Source organism: Streptomyces sp. SS1-1 (genome assembly GCF_008973465.1).
Lineage (GTDB): Bacteria > Actinomycetota > Actinomycetes > Streptomycetales > Streptomycetaceae > Streptomyces.
This window is the reverse complement of the sequence record NZ_WBXN01000004.1, coordinates 7,285,227-7,306,125: the sequence shown is the minus strand read 5'-3', so window position 1 is coordinate 7,306,125 and position 20,899 is coordinate 7,285,227. Positions and strand designations below refer to the sequence as shown.

At 72.7% G+C, this 20,899-nt stretch carries 19 protein-coding genes; 10 read left to right on the top strand and 9 right to left on the bottom strand.

Annotated features, from left to right (window positions below; translation table 11 throughout):
• Positions 1 to 59 precede the first annotated feature (59 nt).
• Genes F8R89_RS34750 through F8R89_RS34735 form a run of 4 tightly spaced genes read left to right on the top strand, consistent with a single transcriptional unit; the run spans position 60 to position 5,512 of the window.
• Complete coding sequence (locus tag F8R89_RS34750) at positions 60 to 1,361, top strand: ABC transporter substrate-binding protein (RefSeq protein ID WP_151787741.1); 1,302 nt, start codon at positions 60 to 62, stop codon at positions 1,359 to 1,361.
• A gap of 10 nt (positions 1,362 to 1,371) precedes the next feature.
• The gene (locus tag F8R89_RS34745) at positions 1,372 to 2,328 is read left to right on the top strand and encodes a carbohydrate ABC transporter permease (RefSeq protein WP_151787740.1); all 957 of its coding nucleotides are present in this window, start codon (positions 1,372 to 1,374) and stop codon (positions 2,326 to 2,328) included.
• Positions 2,325 to 3,143 carry a carbohydrate ABC transporter permease gene (locus F8R89_RS34740; protein WP_151787739.1) on the top strand — a complete coding sequence of 273 codons (819 nt, stop codon included), beginning with the start codon at positions 2,325 to 2,327 and terminating at the stop codon, positions 3,141 to 3,143. The genes F8R89_RS34745 and F8R89_RS34740 overlap by 4 nt, the downstream gene beginning before the upstream one ends.
• Entirely contained in the window at positions 3,140 to 5,512 is a 2,373-nt protein-coding gene (locus tag F8R89_RS34735; protein WP_151787738.1) for a beta-glucosidase family protein, read from the top strand. The genes F8R89_RS34740 and F8R89_RS34735 overlap by 4 nt, the downstream gene beginning before the upstream one ends.
• A gap of 100 nt (positions 5,513 to 5,612) precedes the next feature.
• Here the strand turns inward: F8R89_RS34735 and F8R89_RS34730 are convergent, their stop codons facing one another.
• Complete coding sequence (locus F8R89_RS34730) at positions 5,613 to 5,783, bottom strand: hydrophobic protein (protein WP_151787737.1); 171 nt, start codon at positions 5,781 to 5,783, stop codon at positions 5,613 to 5,615.
• A 557-nt stretch (positions 5,784 to 6,340) separates the two neighbouring features.
• Here F8R89_RS34730 and F8R89_RS34725 point away from each other — a divergent pair.
• Complete coding sequence (locus F8R89_RS34725) at positions 6,341 to 7,525, top strand: type III polyketide synthase (protein ID WP_151787736.1); 1,185 nt, start codon at positions 6,341 to 6,343, stop codon at positions 7,523 to 7,525.
• A gap of 27 nt (positions 7,526 to 7,552) precedes the next feature.
• Here F8R89_RS34725 and F8R89_RS34720 read toward each other — a convergent pair whose 3' ends face one another.
• Positions 7,553 to 9,715 (bottom strand): SpoIIE family protein phosphatase, encoded by a 2,163-nt coding sequence (locus tag F8R89_RS34720; protein ID WP_151787735.1) that lies wholly within the window; start codon positions 9,713 to 9,715, stop codon positions 7,553 to 7,555.
• Positions 9,716 to 9,933: 218 nt separating this feature from the next.
• Between F8R89_RS34720 and F8R89_RS34715 the strand changes: the two genes are divergently transcribed.
• Together F8R89_RS34715 and gap are read left to right on the top strand one after the other, a co-directional pair.
• Positions 9,934 to 10,890 (top strand): GlxA family transcriptional regulator, encoded by a 957-nt coding sequence (locus tag F8R89_RS34715; RefSeq protein ID WP_151787734.1) that lies wholly within the window; start codon positions 9,934 to 9,936, stop codon positions 10,888 to 10,890.
• A gap of 109 nt (positions 10,891 to 10,999) precedes the next feature.
• The gene (gap, locus tag F8R89_RS34710; protein WP_151787733.1) at positions 11,000 to 11,998 is read left to right on the top strand and encodes a type I glyceraldehyde-3-phosphate dehydrogenase; all 999 of its coding nucleotides are present in this window, start codon (positions 11,000 to 11,002) and stop codon (positions 11,996 to 11,998) included.
• A gap of 46 nt (positions 11,999 to 12,044) precedes the next feature.
• Here gap and F8R89_RS34705 read toward each other — a convergent pair whose 3' ends face one another.
• Positions 12,045 to 12,281, bottom strand: a complete 237-nt coding sequence (locus tag F8R89_RS34705) for a hypothetical protein (protein WP_151787732.1) — start codon at positions 12,279 to 12,281, stop codon at positions 12,045 to 12,047.
• A gap of 83 nt (positions 12,282 to 12,364) precedes the next feature.
• Positions 12,365 to 14,488, bottom strand: a complete 2,124-nt coding sequence (locus tag F8R89_RS34700; RefSeq protein WP_225994580.1) for a SpoIIE family protein phosphatase — start codon at positions 14,486 to 14,488, stop codon at positions 12,365 to 12,367.
• 437 nt (positions 14,489 to 14,925) lie between these two features.
• Between F8R89_RS34700 and F8R89_RS34695 the strand changes: the two genes are divergently transcribed.
• A complete protein-coding gene (locus tag F8R89_RS34695) occupies positions 14,926 to 15,588 on the top strand; it encodes an NADPH-dependent F420 reductase (RefSeq protein ID WP_151787731.1) in 663 nt (220 codons plus the stop codon).
• Positions 15,589 to 15,648: 60 nt separating this feature from the next.
• Here the strand turns inward: F8R89_RS34695 and F8R89_RS34690 are convergent, their stop codons facing one another.
• Positions 15,649 to 16,071 (bottom strand): SRPBCC family protein, encoded by a 423-nt coding sequence (locus F8R89_RS34690; protein WP_151787730.1) that lies wholly within the window; start codon positions 16,069 to 16,071, stop codon positions 15,649 to 15,651.
• 28 nt (positions 16,072 to 16,099) lie between these two features.
• Positions 16,100 to 17,110, bottom strand: coding sequence for an aldo/keto reductase (locus F8R89_RS34685; protein ID WP_151787729.1), 1,011 nt, complete (start codon positions 17,108 to 17,110; stop codon positions 16,100 to 16,102).
• A 165-nt stretch (positions 17,111 to 17,275) separates the two neighbouring features.
• Here F8R89_RS34685 and F8R89_RS34680 point away from each other — a divergent pair, with 165 nt between their 5' ends.
• Positions 17,276 to 18,187 (top strand): LysR family transcriptional regulator, encoded by a 912-nt coding sequence (locus F8R89_RS34680; RefSeq protein WP_151788405.1) that lies wholly within the window; start codon positions 17,276 to 17,278, stop codon positions 18,185 to 18,187.
• Positions 18,188 to 18,198: 11 nt separating this feature from the next.
• Here F8R89_RS34680 and F8R89_RS34675 read toward each other — a convergent pair whose 3' ends face one another.
• Complete coding sequence (locus tag F8R89_RS34675; RefSeq protein ID WP_151787728.1) at positions 18,199 to 19,071, bottom strand: aldo/keto reductase family oxidoreductase; 873 nt, start codon at positions 19,069 to 19,071, stop codon at positions 18,199 to 18,201.
• Positions 19,072 to 19,201: 130 nt separating this feature from the next.
• Here F8R89_RS34675 and F8R89_RS34670 point away from each other — a divergent pair, with 130 nt between their 5' ends.
• Positions 19,202 to 19,642 carry a winged helix-turn-helix transcriptional regulator gene (locus tag F8R89_RS34670; RefSeq protein ID WP_151787727.1) on the top strand — a complete coding sequence of 147 codons (441 nt, stop codon included), beginning with the start codon at positions 19,202 to 19,204 and terminating at the stop codon, positions 19,640 to 19,642.
• Positions 19,643 to 19,645: 3 nt separating this feature from the next.
• On the opposite strand, the gene F8R89_RS34665 is transcribed toward F8R89_RS34670, so the two are convergent.
• Positions 19,646 to 20,161, bottom strand: coding sequence for a flavodoxin domain-containing protein (locus F8R89_RS34665; protein WP_151787726.1), 516 nt, complete (start codon positions 20,159 to 20,161; stop codon positions 19,646 to 19,648).
• 24 nt (positions 20,162 to 20,185) lie between these two features.
• The gene (locus F8R89_RS34660; protein ID WP_151787725.1) at positions 20,186 to 20,890 is read right to left on the bottom strand and encodes a CBS domain-containing protein; all 705 of its coding nucleotides are present in this window, start codon (positions 20,888 to 20,890) and stop codon (positions 20,186 to 20,188) included.
• Between the last annotated feature and the right edge of the window lie 9 nt (positions 20,891 to 20,899).

Sequence of the window (20,899 nt, the reverse complement as noted above, 5' to 3'; positions counted from 1 at the left end):
CCTACTGTCCCAGCGCATGGACTTTCGGCGATGAGGCCGAAACTTTCGAAAGGCGAACGATGAAGACACGTGCGCGCTTGCCCAGACTGGTCGCCTGCGGTGCGACGCTCACCCTCGCGCTGACGCTCTCGGCCTGTGGGGACGGCGACGGGGGCTCGGGGTCCGACGGCAAGATCCATGTCCTGGTCTACGGGGACGCCACCAACAAGGTCGAGAAGCAGCTCGTCGAGAAGTTCAACAAGACTTCCGACGTCAAGGTCGTCCTGGACACCATCCCGGGTGCGGACTACCAGAAGAAGCTGCAGACGATCATCAACACCCCGCAGGCACCGGACGTCTTCTTCAACTGGGGCGGCGGCAGCATCAAGCCGTTCGTCAAGGCGGGCCTCCTGCTGCCGCTCGACGACATGATCAAGAAGAACCCGGATCTGGAGAACAAGTTCCTGCCGTCCGTGTTCAACAACGCGGTCGTGGACGGCAAGCCGTACGGCATCCCGATGCGCGGCACCCAGCCCGTCCTGCTCTTCCACAACAAGAAGGTCCTCGACGAGGCGGGCGTGAAGCCGCCGAAGACCTGGGACGAGCTCCTCGAGGCCGTCAGCGCGCTGAAGGCGAAGGGCGTCACCCCGATCGCGCTCGGCGGCGGCGACATCTGGCCGACCCAGATGTGGTTCCAGTACCTCTACGACCGCGTGGCCGGCCCGGAGCTGTTCGCGAAGGCCATCGGCGGCGACAAGAGCGCCTGGGAGAGCCCGGACAGCAAGAAGGCGCTGAACATGATCAGGGAACTGGTCGACGCCGGGGCCTTCGGCAAGAACTACGACTCGGTCAAGTACACCAACGCCGGCTCCGTCCAGCTCGTCGCCTCCGGCAAGGCCGGCTTCGAGCTGATGGGCTCCTGGTACTACTCCCAGCAGCTCACCGACCACCCGGACTTCGCGCAGAAGAGCCTCGGCTACACCGCCTTCCCGACCCTCTCCGGCGGCAAGGGCGACGCGAAGAACGTGGCCGGCAACACCAACAACTACTACTCGGTCATGAAGAAGACCAAGCACCCCGAGGCCGTCGCCGAGTTCCTGAAGCTCATGTACTCCGACGACTTCGTCAAGGCGCAGCTGGACATCGGCAACCTGCCGACGACCACGAACACCAAGGACTTCCTCGACCAGGCCGCCGACCCGAAGTACTCCCGCTTCCAGTACGACCTGGTCGCCGACGCCCCGTCGTTCCAGCTGTCGTGGGACCAGGCGTACCCGCAGAAGGCCAGCTCGGACATGCACAAGGCCATCCAGCAGTTCTTCAACGGACAGCTCGACACGGACGGCTTCATCAAGGCCATGCAGGCCCTCCCGACCGACTGACGAACGGCTCATGACCACACAGATCACGAGCGCCCGGCCCGCCGCCGGCCCCCGCAAGGGGGCCCGGCGGCGGCCGCCCGCCTCGAACGCCACGAAGGTGGGCCGCCCGAGCTTCGCCTGGGCGCTGCCCGCCGCAGTGTTCTTCGCCCTCTTCGCGATCGCCCCGCTCGTCATGGTGGCGGTCCTGTCCTTCATGACCTGGGACGGCATCAGCTCCCCCGAGTTCGTCGGCATGGACAACTGGTCGCGGCTGATGGACGACCCGGTGATGCTCGACAGCATCTGGCTGACCCTGCTCCTGACCGTGCTCGGCGTCGTCATCCAGACCCCGCTGAGCGTCGTCCTCGGAGTCTGGGCGGCCGGCAACCAGCGCAACCGCGCGGTGCTGTCGGTCATCTACTTCATCCCGCTGCTGCTGTCCGCCACCGCCGTCTCGGTGCTCTGGCGGGCGCTGCTCGACCCGAACTTCGGCATCCCGGCCGAGGCCACCTGGCTGTTCGGCGACGGCAACCTGTTCGGCAAGCAGGCCACCGCCATCGGGGTCCTGGCGTTCGTCGCCACCTGGCAGTTCACCCCGTTCCACACCCTGATCTACCAGGGCGCCGCCCGGGCCGTCCCCGAGGTGCTGTACCAGGCCGCGGAGATCGACGGGGCCGGCCGCTACCGGCAGTTCTTCCACATCACGCTGCCGCAGCTGCGCAACTCGATGATCACCTCGATGATCCTGATGGTCGTCGGCGGACTGACCACGTTCGAGACGGTCCTGATCCTCACCCAGGGCGGCCCCGGCACCGACACCACCATCAGCGCCTACTACATGTACGACAAGGCGTTCCAGAGCTTCGACTTCGGCATCGGCGCCGCCATCGCCCTGGCCTTGGTGGTCGCGGCCACGATCATCTCGCTGATCGTCGTCCGGGTGTCCGGCTACGACAAGATGCGCAGCACCATGGAGGGTGTGTCATGAGGCGCCGCCCCAACTACCTGGCCGGCGCCGGCTCGCTCGTCTGGCTGTTCGTCGTCGGTCTGCCCCTGTACGTGATGCTCGCCGCGACGCTGCGCACCCGGCAGGACTACGCCGAGAACGGCCCGGTCTCGATACCCGACAGCTTCACGCTGGACAACTACACGGGAGCCTTCGACTCGGGCTTCGGCCAGTACTTCTTCAACACGCTCGTCGTCACCGCCTGTGTGATCGGCATCGTGCTGCTGCTGGTGCCGCCGCTCGCGTACGCGATCGTCCGCAGCCGGGGCCGGACCACGTCGGCGATCTTCCGGCTGTTCCTGCTCGGGCTCGCCATCCCGGCGCAGGCCGTCATCGTGCCGATGTTCTACCTCATCAGCGAGGCCGGGCTGTACGACAACCTGCTGGGCGTCATCCTGCCCACGGCGGCGTTCTGCCTGCCCATGTCGGCGCTGATCCTCAGCGGCGCGATGCGGGACATCTCCCCGGAGCTGTACGAGGCGATGGCCATGGACGGCGCGAGCCCGACGCGCATGTTCTTCCAGCTGGTGATGCCGCTGTCCCGGGGCGGGCTGTCGACCATCGTCGTGTTCTCGGCGCTCCAGGCGTGGAACGGCTTCCTGTTCCCGCTCGTCCTGACCCAGTCCGACTCCACCAAGGTCGTCACGCTGGGCCTCTACAACTTCCAGACCGAACACGGCATCGACATCCCGGGTCTGCTGGGAGCCGTGGTGCTGTCCATGGTGCCCATCCTGCTCGTCTACCTGTTCGCCCGTCGCGCCCTCGTCCGGGGCCTGATGGGTGTCGGAGGAAAGTGAAGACCGACGTGGCCGTAGAGACCACCCCCGAGACCCCCCTCTGGAACGACCCCGCCCAGCCCGTCGCCGCCCGCGTCGACGCGCTGATCGGCGCCATGACCCTGCAGGAGAAGATCGCCCAGCTGTACGGCGTCTGGGTCGGCGCCTCCGACCAGGGCGGCGAAGTGGCCCCGCACCAGCACGACATGGAGGAGGCAGTCGATCTGGACGCCCTGCTCCCCGCCGGACTGGGCCAGCTCACCCGCCCGTTCGGCACGGTGCCGGTCGACCCCGCCCTCGGCGCTCTGTCGCTGATGCGCACCCAGGCCCGGATCGTCTCCGCGAACCGTTTCGGCATCCCCGCGCTCGCCCACGAGGAGTGCCTCGCCGGCTTCGCGGCCTGGGGCGCCACCGCCTACCCCGTCCCGCTGTCCTGGGGCGCCACCTTCGACCCGGCGCTGATCCGCTCGATGGCCGAGGCCATCGGCCGGGACATGCGCTCGGTCGGCGTCCACCAGGGTCTCGCGCCCGTCCTGGACGTGGTGCGCGACGCCCGCTGGGGCCGCGTCGAGGAGACCATCGGCGAGGACCCGTACCTCGTCGGCACGATCGGCACCGCCTATGTGAGCGGTCTGGAGTCGGCCGGCATCGTCGCCACCCTCAAGCACTTCGTCGGCTACTCGGCCTCCCGCGCCGGACGCAACCTCGCGCCCGCCTCCGTGGGCCCGCGTGAGCGCGCCGACGTGCTGCTGCCGCCGTTCGAGATGGCGATCCGCGAGGGCGGCGCCCGATCGGTGATGCACGCCTACACCGACACCGACGGCGTGCCCTCCGCGGCGGACGAGGCGCTGCTCACCGGACTGCTGCGGGACACCTGGGACTTCGGCGGCACCGTCGTCGCGGACTACTTCGGCATCGCCTTCCTGAAGACGCTGCACGGGATCGCCGGGGACTTCGGCGACGCCGCCGGCACCGCGCTGACCGCCGGTGTCGACATCGAGCTGCCCACGGTCAAGACGTTCGGGGCGCCCCTCGTCGAGGCCGTCACCGAGGGCCGCGTACCGGAGGAGGTCGTCGACCGCGCCCTGCGGCGCGTCCTCACCCAGAAGGCCCAGCTCGGTCTGCTCGACCCCGACTGGAGCCCGGTACCGCCCGCGCTCGACGGCGCCGACCTGAGCGACGCCGAGGCGCTGCGCGGCCGGATCGACCTGGACCGCGCCGCCAACCGGGAACTGGCCCGGCGGATCGCCGAGCAGGCGGTGGTGCTGCTCAGCAACGACGGCACCCTGCCGCTCACGCGTCCTCGCCGTATCGCCGTCGTCGGCCCCAACGCGGCCGAGGCCACCGCGGTCCTCGGCTGCTACTCGTTCCCGCTGCACGTCGGCGTGCAGCACCCCGAGTTCCCCGTCGGGCTGGAACTGCCCACGCTGGGCGAGACGTTGACGGCCGAGTTCCCCGACGCGGAGATCGTCGCGGTCCGCGGCACCGGCGTCGACGACGGGGACCTCTCCGGCATCGGCGCGGCGGCCGACGCGGCCCGTGACGCCGACGTGGTCGTCGCCGTCCTCGGCGACCGGGCCGGTCTGTTCGGGCGGGGCACGAGCGGCGAGGGCTGCGACGCCGAGTCGCTGGCGCTGCCCGGCGCCCAGCAGCAGCTGCTCGACGCGCTCCTGGACTCCGGTACGCCGGTCGTCACCGTCCTGCTCGCCGGACGGCCCTACGCCCTCGGCCGTGCCGTCACCGAGAGCGCGGCGATCGTGCAGTCGTTCTTCCCCGGCGAGGAGGGCACCCGTGCGATCGCGGGGGTCATCAGCGGCCGTACGAACCCGTCCGGGCGGCTGCCGGTGAGCGTGCCGCGCGGTGCGGGGGCGCAGCCGTCCAGCTACCTCGGCGCGCGGCTCGCCCAGGCCAGCGAGGTCTCGAACATCGACCCGACCCCGGCGTTCGGCTTCGGCCACGGCCTGTCGTACACGACGTTCGCCTGGGACGATCTCGCGGTCGGCACCGGACAGGCGTCCACGGACGGCGAGTTCACACTCGACCTGACGGTCCGCAACACCGGTGACCGGGCCGGGACCGAGGTGGTCCAGGTCTATCTGCACGACCCGGTGGCGTCCGTCGTCCAGCCCGTCCAGCGCCTCGTCGGCTACACCCGGGTGCCGCTGGAGCCGGGCGAGGCGCGCCGCGTCCACGTCACCGTGCCGGCCGACGTCGCCTCCTTCACGGGGCGCGACGGGCACCGCGTGGTGGAGCCCGGCGAGCTGGAGCTCCGGCTGGCCGCGTCCAGCGCGGACACCCGGCTCACGGCGACGGTCGCCCTGACCGGACCGGCCCGCCGGGTGGACCACACCCGTCGCTTCCACGCGGTCCTCACGCACGAGCAGGTCTGAGGCGGACGGACGCACGCACGCACACGCAGCGAAGGGCCCGGCCGAAGCCGGGCCCTTCGCTGCGTGGTGACGCGCCAGGTGCGCTAAAGGGTGCGCCGACTCACCATCGGTACCAGCGTCCGCGACCACCACCTGATGTGGTGGAGCGCATCACGAAGCCGAGCAGCCACACGACCAGCACGACGATCGCGATCCACCACAGGGCCTTGAGGGCGAAGCCCGCACCGAACAGGATGAGGGCCAGAAGCAGAACAAGAAGCAGGGGAACCATAGTTATCAACCTCCTGACCACCGATTGCCCTGCGATCCTCAATCCACACACCCAGGTTTCCTTGTTTATGCAGGGAAACCTGGGGCACACGGTGACGTTGCGCAACGGCGGGCGACGAGTACCGCCCCGGGCGACGGTCTACGGAAGCAGTACCGCGACCGCGTCCAGGTGACGCCGTTCCCGATGATCACCGGCAGGACCGGTCCTGCCCCGCCTTCCAGGGCGCGGCCGACTTCGATCGCACCCCGACGTGCCCCGGCCCCCAAGGGTTCGGGGCACGTCCATGTCCGGGGCCGGGAGCCGCCTGCCTGACGCTCTCTCAGTTCGCCGTTCCTGTGCGCGGCGTCACAGACATCCCCCACCTTCCAAGTTGCCCACATCACAGCGGAAATGCCCGAATAGGCCCAAGCTCGACCAGGACACGGAGGCCCTAACTGGGCCTTATCGGCGTCGATTTGGATACGCCTACCTAAGTGACGCACGCCACAGCGCCGGTGACGCACGCCCCGCGCCCGCCGTAGCGACGTACGCCCCCGCTTCCCACGAGAGGTCCCACCATGCCCGCGTTCCTGTGCCCCCCGGCCGTGATCCACGGCGAGCACACCGTGAAGACCAGCGAGATCGTGGCCGAGGTCCACGACCGGCACCCCGACGCGACGTGGGCCCCGCGCGCCGAGAGCATCGCCGCCAGTACGGGGATCGAGGCCCGCGGCTGGATGCTGCCGCTCCGGTCCGCCGTCGCCCCCGGCCACGGGAACGGTCTCCCGGCCGCCGGCGCCGGCGCGGCCCGTGCCGCACTGGCCCGCGACGGGTTCACCGAGCAGGACGTGGACCGGGTGATCGCCGCCCTCGAGGCCATACCCGCGCCGCAGACCGTCCAGGAGCGGACCGCGCCCGCCTGGGAGGCCGTGCAGGCGTACGGCGAGCGCGCGGCGCGCGGCGCCCTGCAGAGCGCCGGGCTCGACGTCTCGGACGTCGACTGCGTGATCACCAGCAACTCCACCACCCCGGCTCTGCCCGGTCTCGACGTCTCCCTCGCCAACCGGCTCCCGCTGCGCCAGGACGTGCTGCTCCTGCCCGCCACCCAGTGGGCCTGCATCGCCGGGACGCGCTCGCTCGCGCTGGCCGCCGACCTCGTGGCCGCCGACCCCGACCGGGTGGTCCTCGTCGTGATCTCGGAGGCGCTGAGCACCACCTACCAGCCCGCCGACGACACCCTGGAGTCGCTGATCGTCCGGCTGCTGTTCGCGGACACCGCCGTCGCCGCCGTCGTCACCGGCCGCCCGCGCCCCGAGTCGGTCCTGCGGCTGGACTCCTCCTGGAACCACACCCTGCCCGGCACCCAGGACCTGCACCGTCTGGACACCCGGGCCGACGGCACCCACTTCGTGATGGACCGGCGCGGCCCGCGTGCCGTGCAGGAGACGGTCACCGCCATGTGGCAGTGGCTCCAGGAGCGGTACGGCGAGCACCCCGAGGCCTGGCACCCCGACGTGCTGCTCGCGCACCCCGGCGGGACCCGGGTGCTGGAGTACATGGAGCAGACGATGCCCGAGGCGTGGCCGTCGGGGCTGCTGGAGTACAGCCGGGACAGCTACCGGAGCGGCAACCGCGGCGGCGCCGCCGTGTTCGACATCCTGCGCCGGGCGCACGACGCCGGGCAGCCGGCGGGCGGCCGAGCCGTCCTGTACGCGGCGGCACCCGGTCTCACGGCGACCGCCCTGGAAGGCGAGTGGCTGTAGGGTCCGCTGGTCATCGCGGTCCCCCGGTCATCGCCCGACTGAAGCCCAGACCACCTTGCCGTCGTCGGTCCAGCGCACGCCCCACCGGGTGGTGAGCCCGTGCACGACGTGCAGTCCGCGGCCCGAGTCCGCGAGGAGGTCCTTGCGGGTCAGCCGGGGCCTGCCGTTGCCGGTGTCCCCCACCTCGCACAGCAGCTGCCCGTGGCCCGTCCTGATCAGCCGTACGGTAAGGGGGCCGCGGCCGAAGCGGACCGCGTTGGCGACCAGCTCGCCGACCACCAGCAGCACGCTGTCCCTCGTGTCCTCCCGGGTCCCCCACCGCTCCAGCAGCCCGGTGACCAGCGCCCGTGCCCGGGCCGGCGCGTCGCCCCGCGCGGGCATCCGCCAGGTCGCCGTGTCCTCCTTGCGGTAGCCGATCATGCGGGCGAGCAGCAGGGTGACGTCGTCGCGCCGGTGCGCGGGCGCCAGTGAGGCGACGACCCGCCGCGCCGCCTGCTCCAGCCCGTCCCAGGGGTGCACGGCGGACACCGCGTCGGACAGCCGGCCGATGCCCTCGTCGATCGACATGGCGGGGTCCTCGACCAGGCCGTCGGTGTACAGCGCGAGCATCGAACCGGGGGGCGCGGCGAACGTGTACACCTCGAACGGCTCGCGCAGCGCGAACTCGGCGCCCAGCCCGGGGTGCGGGCGCACCGCGACCGGTCCCGCGGTCCCGTCCGGGGGCACCAGGACCGGGGGCAGATGACCGGCGGAGGCCAGCTCCACCCGGTGGCTGACCGGGTCGTACACGGCGATGCAGCAGGTCGAGCCGAGGGCGCTGTAGCCGGCGGCGAGCCCGGACTCCGCGTCGTCGAGGAGGGACACCGTGTCGTCCAGGTGCTCCAGCACCTCGCCGGGCGCGAGTCCCGCGGACAGCAGCGCGCGGGCCTCCATGCTGAGCTGGCCCATGGTGGCCGCCGCTCCCAGGCCGTGCCCGACGACGTCCCCGACGACCATCGCGGTGCGGCCGTCGGGCAGCGGGAAGCTGTTGACCCAGTCGCCGCCGACGCCGGCGCTGTCCGGGGTGGCGGGCTGGTAGACGCTGGCGGTCTCGATGGTGTCGCCCGCGGACCGGGGCAGCAGGCGGCGTTGCAGGGCGAGGACCTGGGTGTGCTCGCGCTGGTGCTGGCGGGCCAGGTCGACGTGGTGGGCGGTGCGGGCCACCAGTTCCTGCAGGTCGAACAGCTCGCTGTCCTCGAAGGGCCGGTCCGCGCGCCGCCAGACCTCCGCCACGCCCAGGACGACGGGTGGCTCGCCGTCGAGCACCAGGGGCACGCACGCCACACAGGCCGCCTGGTCGCCGGGGACGAGGGTGCGGGCGAGCCGCGGGCTGCCGAGCACCCGCTCGATGGTGGCCCGGTCGGGCAGGACGACGGCCTGCGCGGGGTCGTCGCGCCGGATCGCGTGGGACAGCAGGCGGCTCGCGTCGCCGGGAAGGTCGTCGCCGGGGGTGACATAGCCGTCGGGCCACGCCCGGTCCGGTACGAGGGCGGCGCGGCGCAGCCGGATGCGTCCCTGCGGGCGGCCGGTGACCACCTCGCCGGTCCATACGGCGAAGTCGAGGTCGATGGCGGCCACGTCACCCCAGGCCAGCAGGGACTCGGCCAGTGACTGGGCGGTCTCGCCGATGTCCAGCGAGGTGCCGATCGCGGTCTCGGCGGCGTACAGGTGCAGCCGCCTCGCCATGGCGATCAGGGAGACGGTCAGGCCTTCCTGGGGCGGGGCGGCGGCCAGGATGCTCATGGAGACGACCAGTTCCGAGCCGTCACGGCGGCGCAGCCGCTGCACCCGGGCGACATGCGGCTCACCGGTGTCGAGGACCTGCCGCAGTCTGCGGGTCACCGTGGGGACGTCCCAGGGCGGCAGGAAGTCGACGAAGGGGGTGCCGGGGACGGGGTCGATCCCCTCGAAGACGGGGGCCTCCAGGTTGGAGTCGGTGATCCTGAGGTCCCGGTCCAGGTTGACCGCGCCGAGTATCTGCTCCGGGCGGCCCGCGCCGCGCCGGGGCCGGTCGCGCAGCCGGGCCGTGTCCTCCTCGCGCGGCGCGCCGGAGCCCTGCTCCTCGTCGTCCCCGTGCGGGATGTACTCCCCCAGCGCGCCGCTGACCATGTCGTACGGCGAAGCAGACGACGGGGGAGGCGTGGAGTCCATGCGGTTCTCTCAGCTCGCTCGCCGGCCACGGCACCGCGCCGGGGCCGTACCGGAACCAGGGTGACGGGATCCCGAGATCTCTGGCCGCACACCTCATTGAATACCACCCGGCTCGGCTTCGCCCACAGCAGCGGGCCGGAGAGCGGTCACGCACGGTGACGGCCGTCCGGGCCCCTCGGAACCCTCCCTGGTCCGGGGCCTTCCGTATCCTCGTCCCCGTGTCACTCCCCCGTCTGCACCGTGTCGCCGTCCTCGTCAGCGAGGGCGCCAAACCGCTCGACGTCGGCATCCCCGCGCAGGTGTTCACGACCCGGGCGAGCATGCCGTACGAGGTGCGGGTGTGCGGGGCGACGCCCGGCCCGGTGACCGGCGGGGACGGCCTGTCGTACGCGGTCGCCCACGGCCTCGACGCGCTGGCCTGGGCGGACATCGTCTTCGTGCCGGGCTACCGGCATCCGGACCGCGACGACCCGCCGCGGCCGGTCGTCGACGCGCTGATCGAGGCGCACGCCCGGGGCGCGCGGCTCGCCGCCATCTCGACCGGCGCCTTCACGCTCGCCGCCACCGGCCTGCTCGACGGCCGGCGCGCCACCACGCACTGGCACTACACCCGCGCCCTCGCCGCCCGGCATCCGCAGATCCAGGTCGACGAGAACGTCCTGTTCGTCGACGAGGGCAGCGTGCTGACCTCGGCCGGTGCCGCCTCCGGCATCGACCTGTGCCTGCACATCCTGCGCGGCGACCTCGGGGTGGCCGCCTCCAACCACGCGGCCCGCCGGCTGGTGGCGGCCCCGTACCGCAGTGGCGGTCAGGCCCAGTACGTCCCGCGCAGTGTGCCGGAGCCGCTGGGCGAGCGCTTCGGCGCGACCCGGGAGTGGGCGCTGCACCGGCTCGGTGAGCCGTTGACCCTCGACGTCCTGGCACGGCAGGCGGGGGTGTCGGCGCGCACGTTCTCCCGGCGTTTCGTGGAGGAGACCGGCTACACGCCGATGCAGTGGGTGATGCGGGCCCGGATCGACCTGGCCCGTGAGCTGCTGGAACGGTCGCAGCGCAGCGTCGAGCAGATCGCGGCCGACGTCGGCCTGGGCACCGGCGCGAATCTGCGCCTGCACTTCCAGCGCATCCTCGGCACGACACCGAGCGACTACCGGCGCACCTTCACCCGGGGCGAGTGACCGGCCCCGCCGCGCTGGCGGGATCCTTGCGAACCGTGGCGGTCGCGCCACTGTGCGGCGGGCGCGGCGCGCGCGAGCCTGGAGGTGGCAACAGGAAGGGACACCACTCATGACTCGCATCGCCATCAACGGTTTCGGCCGCATCGGACGCAACGTGCTGCGCGCCCTGCTGGAGCGCGACAGCGCCCTCGAGATCGTCGCCGTCAACGACCTGACGGAGCCCGCGACGCTCGCCCGGCTGCTGGCGTTCGACAGCACGGCCGGCCGGCTCGGGCGTCCGGTGACGGTCGACGGGGACACCCTCGTGGTCGACGGGCGGCGCATCAAGGTCCTGGCCGAGCGTGAGCCGGCGCAGCTGCCCTGGGCCGAGCTGGGCGTGGACATCGTGCTGGAGGCCACCGGCCGGTTCACCTCGGCGAAGGCCGCCCGCGCGCACCTGGACGCCGGGGCCCGCAAGGTGCTGGTGAGCGCGCCGTCGGACGGCGCGGACGTCACCCTCGCCTACGGCGTCAACTCCGACTCCTACGACCCGGACCTGCACACGATCGTCTCGAACGCCTCGTGCACCACGAACGCGCTCGCGCCGCTGGCCAAGGTGCTGCACGAGCTCGCCGGGATCGAGCACGGCTTCATGACGACCGTGCACGCCTACACCCAGGAGCAGAACCTCCAGGACGGTCCGCACCGCGACGCCCGGCGCGCCCGTGCCGCCGGCGTCAACATCGTCCCGACGACGACCGGCGCCGCCAAGGCGATCGGCCTGGTCCTGCCCGACCTCGACGGCAAGCTGTCCGGCGACTCGATCCGGGTGCCGGTGCCGGTGGGCTCGATCGTCGAGCTGAACACGACGGTCGCCCGGGACGTGACCCGCGAGGACGTGCTGGCCGCCTACCGCACCGCGGCCGAGGGCCCGCTCGCCGGCGTCCTGGAGTACTCCGAGGACCCGCTGGTGTCCTCCGACATCACCGGCAACCCGGCCTCGTCGATCTTCGACTCGGCTCTGACCCGCGTCGACGGCCGCCACGTCAAGGTGGTCGCCTGGTACGACAACGAGTGGGGCTTCTCCCACCGCGTGATCGACACCCTGGAGCTGCTCGCCGCTCGCTGAGCGGTGACGCACGTGAAGCGCCGGGCGGAGGTGACCGCCCGGCGCTTCACGTATGCGCGCCCACGGTTTCCTCCGTGTCCGCGTCCTCGCCGAGCCCCAGCCGGTACCGCAGCAGGAGGAGGGCGGTGGTGTCGGCGACCGGGGCGAGGCGTTCCAGGAGGGCGCGGATGGCGGCGTCGTCGCCGGCCCGTACGGCCGTGACGATGCCGCTGATCAGGGTGCGCACGGGCTCGGGGACGGGGTGGCTGTCGTCGAGAGGGGTGAGCGCTGGTCTGCAGGCCATGCCTCCGTGTACCCGCCACACACCAGCCTAGAGTCACTCGTTCGGGGGAGACTCACGGGCGCCGCACGGGCTGTGAGTGGGCGTCAGCGGTGCGGGCGCACCAGGAGGAGCGCGATGTCGTCCGGGTTCGACGCCGCCTGTCCGGCGTGTTCGAGCAGGGCGTCGGCCAGGGCGTCGAGGTCGTCGGGCGGGGAGGCGGCCAGCCGGTCGGTGACGGCGGCGATGGCGTCGTCGATGTCGACACCGGGCCGCTCGACCAGTCCGTCGGTGTAGAGGGCGAGGAGCGCGCCCGGCGGGAGGGGGACGTCCACCGTGGCGTAGTCGGCGTCCGGGCTGATGCCCAGCAGCAGTCCGGCGGGGGCGGGGACGGGCTCGGTCCGGCCGTCCGGGTGGCGCAGCAGGGCCGGCGGATGTCCGGCGGTGGCCAGTCGCGCGCTGTGGCGGGCCAGGTCGAGGTGGACGATGAGGCAGCTGACGAACAGGCCCGGGTTCAGGTCGGCCAGGAGCCGGTTGGTGCGGGCGAGGATGTCGCCGGGCGAGGCCCCGGACGTGGCGTGCGCGTGGACGGCGGTGCGGACCTGGCCCATGAGCGCGGCGGCCGTCGTGTTGTGCCCCTGGACGTCGCCGATCGCGGCGATGGCGCTCGTCGGGGTGCGCCGGATCAGGTCGTAGAAGTCGCCGCCGATGTCCATGCCGTGGCTCGCGGGCCGGTAGCGGGCGGCGGCGTCGAGCCCGGGGACGTTTCCGAGGCTGCGGGGCAGCAGGGCGTTCTGGAGGGTGTGGGCGAGGCTGTGCTTGGCGTCGTAGAGCCGGGCGCGGTCCAGGGCCTGGGCGATCAGCCCCGCCAGTGAGGTGAGCAGGGCCCGCTCGGCGGGCGGGAAGGCGCGGGGCGCGTCGTAGGCGAGGACGAGGGAGCCGACGGGACGGCCCGAGACGATGAGCGGCAGGAAGGCCCAGGAGGCCATGCCGTCCTGGTGCCGCGCCGGCGGGTAGGCGCGCCGGAGGTCGGCGAAGCTCGGGAAGAAGGCGGCGGTGCCGGTGCTGACGGCGCGCACGGCCGGGGTGTCGGAGGTGAGGGACTCCGCGGCGAACCGGGACATCAGCTCAGGGTCGTACCCCCGGTGTCCGGCGAGGCGCAGCCGTCCCTCCTGCAAGGTCAGCAGGGCCAGCGCCCGGGGGCCGAAGGCGGGCACGATCTGGTCGGCGGCCAGCTCGACCACGTCCTTCGCGCCGGCGGCCTCGGCGAGGGCGGCGGCGACATGCGTGAGGTGGTAGAGCGCCGCGGCGCCGACGGGCTCGGCCTGATGCGGGGTCGCCGCCGTGGCGTGCGGGCCGGTGGCCCCCTCGTCGGCGGGGGCGATGTGGACGCTGATACCGGTCTCGTCCGGGTAGAGCCGGAACACCAGCCGGGTGTCGGGCGGGCGTGTCGCCGTGAACGTGAGGGGCCGGCGGGTGACCACGGCCGCCCGGTAGCGGTCCTCGAAGAGCGGGTCGTGCAGCCAGAGCAGCACCTCCCAGGGGCGCTTGCCCAGGAGCGCGGCGGCCCCGGCCCCGACCAGTTCGGTGCCGGCCGCGTTGATGTAGGTGAGCCGCCCGTCGAGGTCGAGCGCGCAGCAGCCCAGCGGCAGGCGGTCGGCGAACGCGAGGGCCGCCATGGCGTGCCGGGGATCGGTGTCGTGGTCGTGGGGCGCGGCCACCACCCGGGGTACGTCGGGGATGTCGGGGAAGTGGCCGCTGTCCGCGGCGCGGTCCAGGAACTCGGCCGCGCGGGCGCATCCGGTGGTGATCGCGTCCCGCTCGGCCGCGCTGAGCTGCGGCGGGTGCCACACGGGCCACAGCAGCACCACGCCACCCCGGACGGGGCCGCCGTCGGTGATCGGGGCGGCGGCGAGCATGAAGTCGTAGGGCAGGACGACGCCGAGCCGTGGGTAGCGGCGCGCGGTCTCCTCCTGGCTCGCCAGCCAGATCAGCCGGCGGTCGCGGATGGCGTCGACCACCGGGATCGCCGTGTCCATCGGGATCCGGGCCCACGGTGCCGCGATCCGGTGGGACACACCGGAGACCAGCGCCAGCCGCAGCAGCGGGTCCCCCGGTGCCAGGACGTACGCCATGCCCACCGACGCCCCGGTGTTCCGGACCAGGCCGGCCAGCAGGGAGTCGGGCACGTCCACCTCGGGACCGGGGCCGCCGTCCGTCACGTCCCGCACGGCCTCACCCGATCCGCGCACGGCGCCGCGCACGCCGGGCGCACGTCGTCCCCCGGCGGCCGCCGGTTGCGGCCCTCATGGGGGACACCCGGTGCGGAGGGCCGCCCACCGCACCGACCGCGGTCCAGCACGTCACCCATATGCGGACAGTACGCCCACGGGACGGTGACGGCACCCGGACCGCCGCCGGGCCGTCGTCCCCCGCTGTCACGCGGGAGTCCGGACGGGTGAGGCGGCCGGCTCGGGCGGCGTTTCGGGGTGCGGCCTCCCCCGCGGCGGCGCACCGTCGGACGGGTGGCGCCCCGGTGGCCGGAACCCGCCGCCCGCGGGCGCTCGGAGGTGAGCGACGGCTCCCGGCCCCCGGATCCCCGGAATAGCCCTGCGGGAAGGGGAGTTGGTGCCGTGCGCAGGGACAAGATCGCTAGGGAAGGCATGTCATGAAGATCGGCATCATCGGCGCCGGCAACATCGGCGGCAACCTCACCCGTCGTCTCACCGCGCTCGGGCACGACGTCTCGGTCGCCAACTCCCGTGGCCCCGAGACCCTGAGGGAGCTCGCGGAGGAGACCGGGGCCACCGCGGTGCCCGCGACGGAGGCGGCCGAGGACGCGGAGATCGTCATCGTCACCGTCCCCGTCAAGGCGGTCCCGGACCTGCCGTCCGGCCTGCTGGACGGGGCGGCCGAGGGCGCCGTGGTCATCGACACCGGCAACTACTACCCGAAGCAGCGTGACGGGCGGATCGCCGGGATCGAGGACGAGGGCCTGACCGAGAGCCGCTGGACCGAGCGTCACCTCGGGCACCCCGTGATCAAGGCGTTCAACGGCACCTACGCCCAGGACCTCCTCGACCGCGCGCGGCCCGAGGGCGCTCCCGACCGGATGGCGCTGCCCGTGGCGGGCGACGACGAGGCGGCGAAGCGCAAGGTCATGGCGCTGATCGAGGAGCTGGGCTTCGACGCCGTCGACGCGGGCGGGCTGGACGACTCCTGGCGTCAGCAGCCCGGCACCCCCGTCTACGGCCTGCGGGGCGGTGTGAAGGAGGTCCAGGACGCCCTGGCGGCGGCCTCGCCGGAGCGGCAGCCGGAGTTCAGCGGCTGAGGCTCCGGCGTCGTCCTTCTCCGGCGCGGAGCGTCCGCGTCACGCGCGGAGCGTCCGCCCTCACGCGCCGAGCGTCTGCTTCAGGGCGGCGAGGCCGTCGCGGTAGATGCCCTGGAACAGGGCGACCGCCTCCTCCTCGCTCACCCCGGCCGGGGTGAAGGTACCCGACCACTCGACGCGTGAGCCGGTGCCGTCCGTGTCGTGCACGGTGAGCGTGGAGCGGTATCCGGTGACGGGGAAGGGCGCGTCCACGATCGAGTAGGTGTAGGTGCGCGCGTCGTCGTCGAACCGCTGAAGCCGTTCGACGATGACGCCGCCCTCCTCGTTCGTCAGGACGCGGACACGGCCGCCCTCCTCGAGCTCGCTCACGGGGATGTACGGCAGCCAGTCCGGCAGGGCGCCGAAGCCGCCGATCAGCTGCCAGACGGTGTCGCCCGGCACGGGGAGGTCGAGGGTCGCGGTCGTGCTCGTGGGTGTGGTCATGGTCGTACTCCGATCATGGAAGGGGATGTCAGGCGCCCGGCACGGGGGCGTCCGCCGCGATCAGGCCCTCCGCGCGCAGCGCGGTCCAGAACTCCGCCGGGACCTTCGCGTCGAGGGCGCTGACGTCCTCGGCTATACGGCTGGGCCGGGTGGCTCCGGGGACGGCGGCTACCGTGGCGGGGTGGGCGAGGGAGAACTGGAGCGCGGCGGCCTTGATGGGCACGTCGTGCCGTGCGGCGAGCGCCTTGATGCGGTCGACCTTGGCGAGGACCGCGGCGGGTGCCTTCTGGTACTCGAAGTGCTGTCCGCCGGCGAGGACGCCGGAGCTGTAGGGTCCGCCGACGACGATGCCGACGTCCTGGGCCGCGGCGGCGGGCAGCAGGCGCTGCAGGGCCCGGTCGTGGTCGAGGAGGGTGTAGCGGCCGGCGAGGAGGAAGGCGTCCGGCCGGGGCTCGTCGAGGTCGAGGGTCAGCTCCAGCGGCTCGACGCGGTTGACGCCCAGGCCCCACGCCTTGATGACGCCCTCCTCGCGCAGGCGCTGCAGGACGCGGAAGGCGCCGGTGCGGGCGGACTCGTAGGCGGCGAGCCAGTCGTCGCCGTAGAAGTCCTGGGCGACGTCGTGGACCCAGACGATGTCGAGGCGGTCGGTCCGAAGGCGCCGGAGGCTGTCCTCGATGGACCGCAGGGTCGCGTCGGCCGAGTAGTCGTTGATCATCTTGTTGGGCCGGCCGTGCTCGAAGAGGCCGCCCTTCTCGCCCAGGTCGCGGGCGGAGGGGTCCTCGGTCTCGTCGAGGATGACGCGCCCGACCTTGGTGCTGAGCACGTAGGCGTCGCGGGGGCGTCCCGCCAGGGCGTCGCCCAGGCGGATCTCGGACAGTCCGGCGCCGTAGAACGGGGCGGTGTCGAAGTAGCGGATGCCCTGGTCCCAGGCGGCGTCGACGGTGGCGGCGGCCTCGTCGTCGGGGATGGCCCGGAACATGTTGCCCAGCGGGGCGGTGCCGAAGCCCAGGCGGCCGGGCAGGAGGGACGTGATCGACATGGGTGGTACCTCGTGATGGTGCGGAAAGGGAACGCGCAGGCCGGCGTCGGCGGGTGGTCCAGGTCACCGGACCGGCCTTCGACGGCCTGACCTCTCCGACCGTAGGATCGGGACTTGAGACTGTCCAAGACTTGCTTGGACACACTTGAGTCCCTGGAGGTCTCGATGCTGGACCTGCGCCAGATCCGGTACTTCGTGGCGGTCGCCGAGACCGAGCATGTCGGTCAGGCCGCCGAGCGCCTGCACATCTCGCAGTCCCCGCTCAGCCGGCAGATCGCCCAGCTGGAGAAGAGCCTGGGCCTGACCCTGTTCGAGCGGGGGCAGCAGCGGATCCGGCTCACCCGTGACGGCCAGGTCTTCCTGTCGGAGGCCCGGGCGCTGCTGCGGCACGCCGACCGGCTGGAGAACCTGGGGCGCCGGCTGGGACGCGGCGAGGAGGGCGGCCTGTGCGTCGGCTACATCGCCGACGCCATGCACACGGGCGTGCTGCCCGCCGCGCTGCGCTCCCTGCACGACGAGCGTCCCGGCATCCATGTCGCCCTGTACAGCCTCTCCGCCGCCGAGCAGTTCGAGGGTCTGCGGCAGCGCAGCCTCGACATCGCGCTCGTCCACGAGCCGCCGCCCGCCGAGGACCCCGAGCTGACGGCCGCTCCCCTGCTGGAGGACCCGCTGCTGCTCGCGGTGCCCGCCGGGCATCCGCTCGCCGAGCGGCCCGAGGTGCGGCCCGAGGACCTGGACGGGCAGCCGTGGATCGCCGTGGAGAATCCCCAGGACCCGTCCTGGCGGGACACCTTCGTCGCGTCCTGCGCGGCGTCCGGGTTCACCCCGGACATCCGCATGGACGCCGCCGAGCCGCTGACCGCGCTCGGCCTGGTCGCGTCCGGGCTGGGGCTCGCCCTGGTGCAGCGGAGCATGGTGCGCGGCATGTCGGAGGCGGTCGCCGTGCGTGAACTCCCCTGGCACGACCGCTCCGTTCAGCTGTGGGCGGCCTGGCACCGGGTGGACCTGCGGCCCGTGGTCGCCGCGTTCCGCGAACTGACGCTCGCGTCGGGGCCGGTGAGCGCGGCCCGCGTGTGAGCTGCGGGGCGTCAGCGCCCGATCTTGTCGAGCTCGGCGACGTCGTCCTCGGAGAGCGTGAGGCCCGCTCCCGCGATGTTCTCCCGCAGATGCGTCACCGACGAGGTGCCGGGGATCAGCAGGATGTTCGGCGACCTCCGCAGCAGCCAGGCGAGGGCGACGGACATCGGTGTCGCGTCCAGCCGGGTGGCGACGGCCGTGAGCGCGGAGGACTGCAGCGGGGTGAAGCCGCCGAGGGGGAAGAACGGCACGTACGCGATGCCCGCCTCGGCGAGTTCGTCGATCAGCTCGTCGTCCTGACGGTGGGCCAGGTTGTACAGGTTCTGCACGCACACGATCGGGGCGATCGCACGGGCCTCGGCGACCTGCTCCGCCGTCGCGTTGCTCACCCCGAGATGCCGGACCAGGCCCTGCCGCTGAAGCCCGACGAGCGTCTCGAACGGCTCCGCGAGCGACCCCGGCACGGGGCCCCGGGCGTCGCCGAGCCGCAGATTGACCAGATCCAGCGTGTCGAGGCCCAGGCGCTCCAGGTTGTCCTCGACGGCGCGGCGCACGTCCTCGGGCCGGCGGGCCGGGGGCCAGCCGCCGTCGGCGTCCCGGGTCGCCCCCACCTTGGTCGCGATGCGCAGGTGCCCGGGGTACGGGTGCAGCGCCTCGCGGATCAGCTCGTTGGTGAGGTGCGGGCCGTACGCGTCGGCCGTGTCGATGTGCGTGACGCCGAGGGCGACGGCCTCGCGCAGGACGGCGAGAGCGCCCTCGCGGTCGGCGGGCGGGCCCATGACGCCGGGGCCGGCCAGCTGCATCGCGCCATAGCCGAAGCGGGTGACGGTCAGGTCGCCCAGGGTGTAGGTGCCGCCGGGGAGCGGGACGGAGGGGGTGCTCATGGTGTGCCTTTCGGTCGGATCAGCCGCTGGTGCCTGACGGCGCCTTGCACCACTATTGGTGGGCAGCTTCCCCGAGGGAAGTAGGCACTTCGAAGTGCGTAGGGCACCCGACGGTGGGAGGAGACGGCCGATGGCGACGACGACGGCGGAGCAGGAGCGGGTCCGGGCGAAGGTGGCGTACGACGCCTTCCTGGCGGTGTGTCCCAGCCGCCAGTTGCTCGACCGGATCTCCGGCAAGTGGGTCACGCTGGTCCTGGCCGCGCTCGGCGGCGGCGGCGCGAGCGGGCCTGACGCCTGCGGGGGCGAGCCGCGCGCGATGCGCTACTCGGAGCTGCAGCGTCTGCTGGCCGGTGTCAGCCAGAAGATGCTCACGCAGACGCTGCGCTCCCTGGAGCGTGACGGGCTGGTGTCGCGGACCGTGGTGCCGACGGTGCCCGTGACGGTGTCGTACGAGCTGACGGACCTCGGGCTGTCGCTGTGCGCGATGATGCGCGGCCTCAAGGCGTGGGCCGAGGCGCACATGGACGACGTGCTGGGCCACCGCGAGACGTACGACGCGCAGTCCGCCTGACGCTCAGAGCCGTCCGGCCCGGACGTCGGCCGTCAGGTCCGCGGCGATCTTGCGGGCCCACTCCTCGATGCGGGCGAAGTCGCGGAAGTCGCCTCCCTTCCCGCTGCGCAGGATCATCCGGGCGACGCTGCCCCGGGCGCCCTCCTGGAGGCAGCCCCCGAAGGTGACGTGCCCCTGGGCGTGCAGCCGGGTCATGGCCCGTTCCACGCCGGGCACCGGCGGGATGTCGCGTGCGGAGGCCGACGGGTCCAGCGGGCCGCTGCTGAACAGCCACACCGGGCGGGCGGCCAGGTGCTCGCGGTGCCGCCGGACGAACCGGCGGGCGTCCCTGTGCCAGCGTCCGTTGTACAGCGCGCCGCCGATCACGACGGCGTCGTAGCTCCACACGCTCGTGACGGTGCGGGCGGGCAGCGCCTCGGCGGTGAGGCCCTCCTTGTCCAGCACCTCGGCGACGGTCTCGGCGATCCGCGCCGTCGACCCGTTCGTCGTCCCGTAGGCGACGAGCACCTTGGCGGTCATGGCGCCCTCCTTCGTCCTCTCAGGTCACGGCCTGCGCGGCCATGACAGTTCCGCGGTGCGGGCGTGCGCGTCGTCCAGCCGGTAGGTCAGCTTGTTCACGACCCCCACCACGCCGTCGATCTGACGGGTCATCGACACGGCGATCTCCGTCTCGCTCCTGCGTTCCATCCGGCCGGCCAGCGTGACCACGCCCTCCACGACGGTGACCGTGACGCTGCCCGGCGGCAGCCACAGGGCGCGCACCAGCACCTCGTCGACGACCTCGGCGCGGATGCGGGCGTCGGGCCGCAGGAAGACCTGGAGCAGGTCCCTGCGGGTGACGATGCCGACGAGGCGGTCCTCCTCGTCCAGGACCGGCAGCCGTTCCACCCGGTGCCGGGCCATGGTCCTGGCCGCCTCGACGATGGTGTCCTCGGCGTGCACGGTGACCGGGGGTTCGGTCATCAGCTGCCCGGCGGTGCGGGCCTGGGCCTTCGCGGCGCGCCGCCGTCCGGCGCGGGTCAGCCGGCCGAGGGAGAACCGGCTCCGGGGCGGGTCCGGCGGGGCGGCCTGGCGGGCCAGCAGATCGGTCTCGGAGATCACGCCGAGGACCATCTCGTCGTCGTCCACGACCGGGAGCCCGCTGATGCGGTGTCCGCCGAGCAGCCGGGCCACCTCTTTGAACGGGGTGCCGTACTCGGCTCGGACGACGTCCGTCGTCATGACCGAGCCGACCTTGTCGTGCCTCATGGGGGCCTC

Coding starts and splice junctions, on each gene's coding strand:
- F8R89_RS34750 (WP_151787741.1), top strand. CDS start 60: ATGAAGACACGTGCGCGCTTGCCCAGACTGGTCGCCTGCGGTGCGACG.
- F8R89_RS34745 (WP_151787740.1), top strand. CDS start 1,372: ATGACCACACAGATCACGAGCGCCCGGCCCGCCGCCGGCCCCCGCAAG.
- F8R89_RS34740 (WP_151787739.1), top strand. CDS start 2,325: ATGAGGCGCCGCCCCAACTACCTGGCCGGCGCCGGCTCGCTCGTCTGG.
- F8R89_RS34730 (WP_151787737.1), bottom strand. CDS start 5,783: ATGGTTCCCCTGCTTCTTGTTCTGCTTCTGGCCCTCATCCTGTTCGGT.
- F8R89_RS34725 (WP_151787736.1), top strand. CDS start 6,341: ATGCCCGCGTTCCTGTGCCCCCCGGCCGTGATCCACGGCGAGCACACC.
- F8R89_RS34720 (WP_151787735.1), bottom strand. CDS start 9,715: ATGGACTCCACGCCTCCCCCGTCGTCTGCTTCGCCGTACGACATGGTC.
- gap (WP_151787733.1), top strand. CDS start 11,000: ATGACTCGCATCGCCATCAACGGTTTCGGCCGCATCGGACGCAACGTG.
- F8R89_RS34705 (WP_151787732.1), bottom strand. CDS start 12,281: ATGGCCTGCAGACCAGCGCTCACCCCTCTCGACGACAGCCACCCCGTC.
- F8R89_RS34695 (WP_151787731.1), top strand. CDS start 14,926: ATGAAGATCGGCATCATCGGCGCCGGCAACATCGGCGGCAACCTCACC.
- F8R89_RS34690 (WP_151787730.1), bottom strand. CDS start 16,071: ATGACCACACCCACGAGCACGACCGCGACCCTCGACCTCCCCGTGCCG.
- F8R89_RS34685 (WP_151787729.1), bottom strand. CDS start 17,110: ATGTCGATCACGTCCCTCCTGCCCGGCCGCCTGGGCTTCGGCACCGCC.
- F8R89_RS34680 (WP_151788405.1), top strand. CDS start 17,276: ATGCTGGACCTGCGCCAGATCCGGTACTTCGTGGCGGTCGCCGAGACC.
- F8R89_RS34675 (WP_151787728.1), bottom strand. CDS start 19,071: ATGAGCACCCCCTCCGTCCCGCTCCCCGGCGGCACCTACACCCTGGGC.
- F8R89_RS34670 (WP_151787727.1), top strand. CDS start 19,202: ATGGCGACGACGACGGCGGAGCAGGAGCGGGTCCGGGCGAAGGTGGCG.
- F8R89_RS34665 (WP_151787726.1), bottom strand. CDS start 20,161: ATGACCGCCAAGGTGCTCGTCGCCTACGGGACGACGAACGGGTCGACG.
- F8R89_RS34660 (WP_151787725.1), bottom strand. CDS start 20,890: ATGAGGCACGACAAGGTCGGCTCGGTCATGACGACGGACGTCGTCCGA.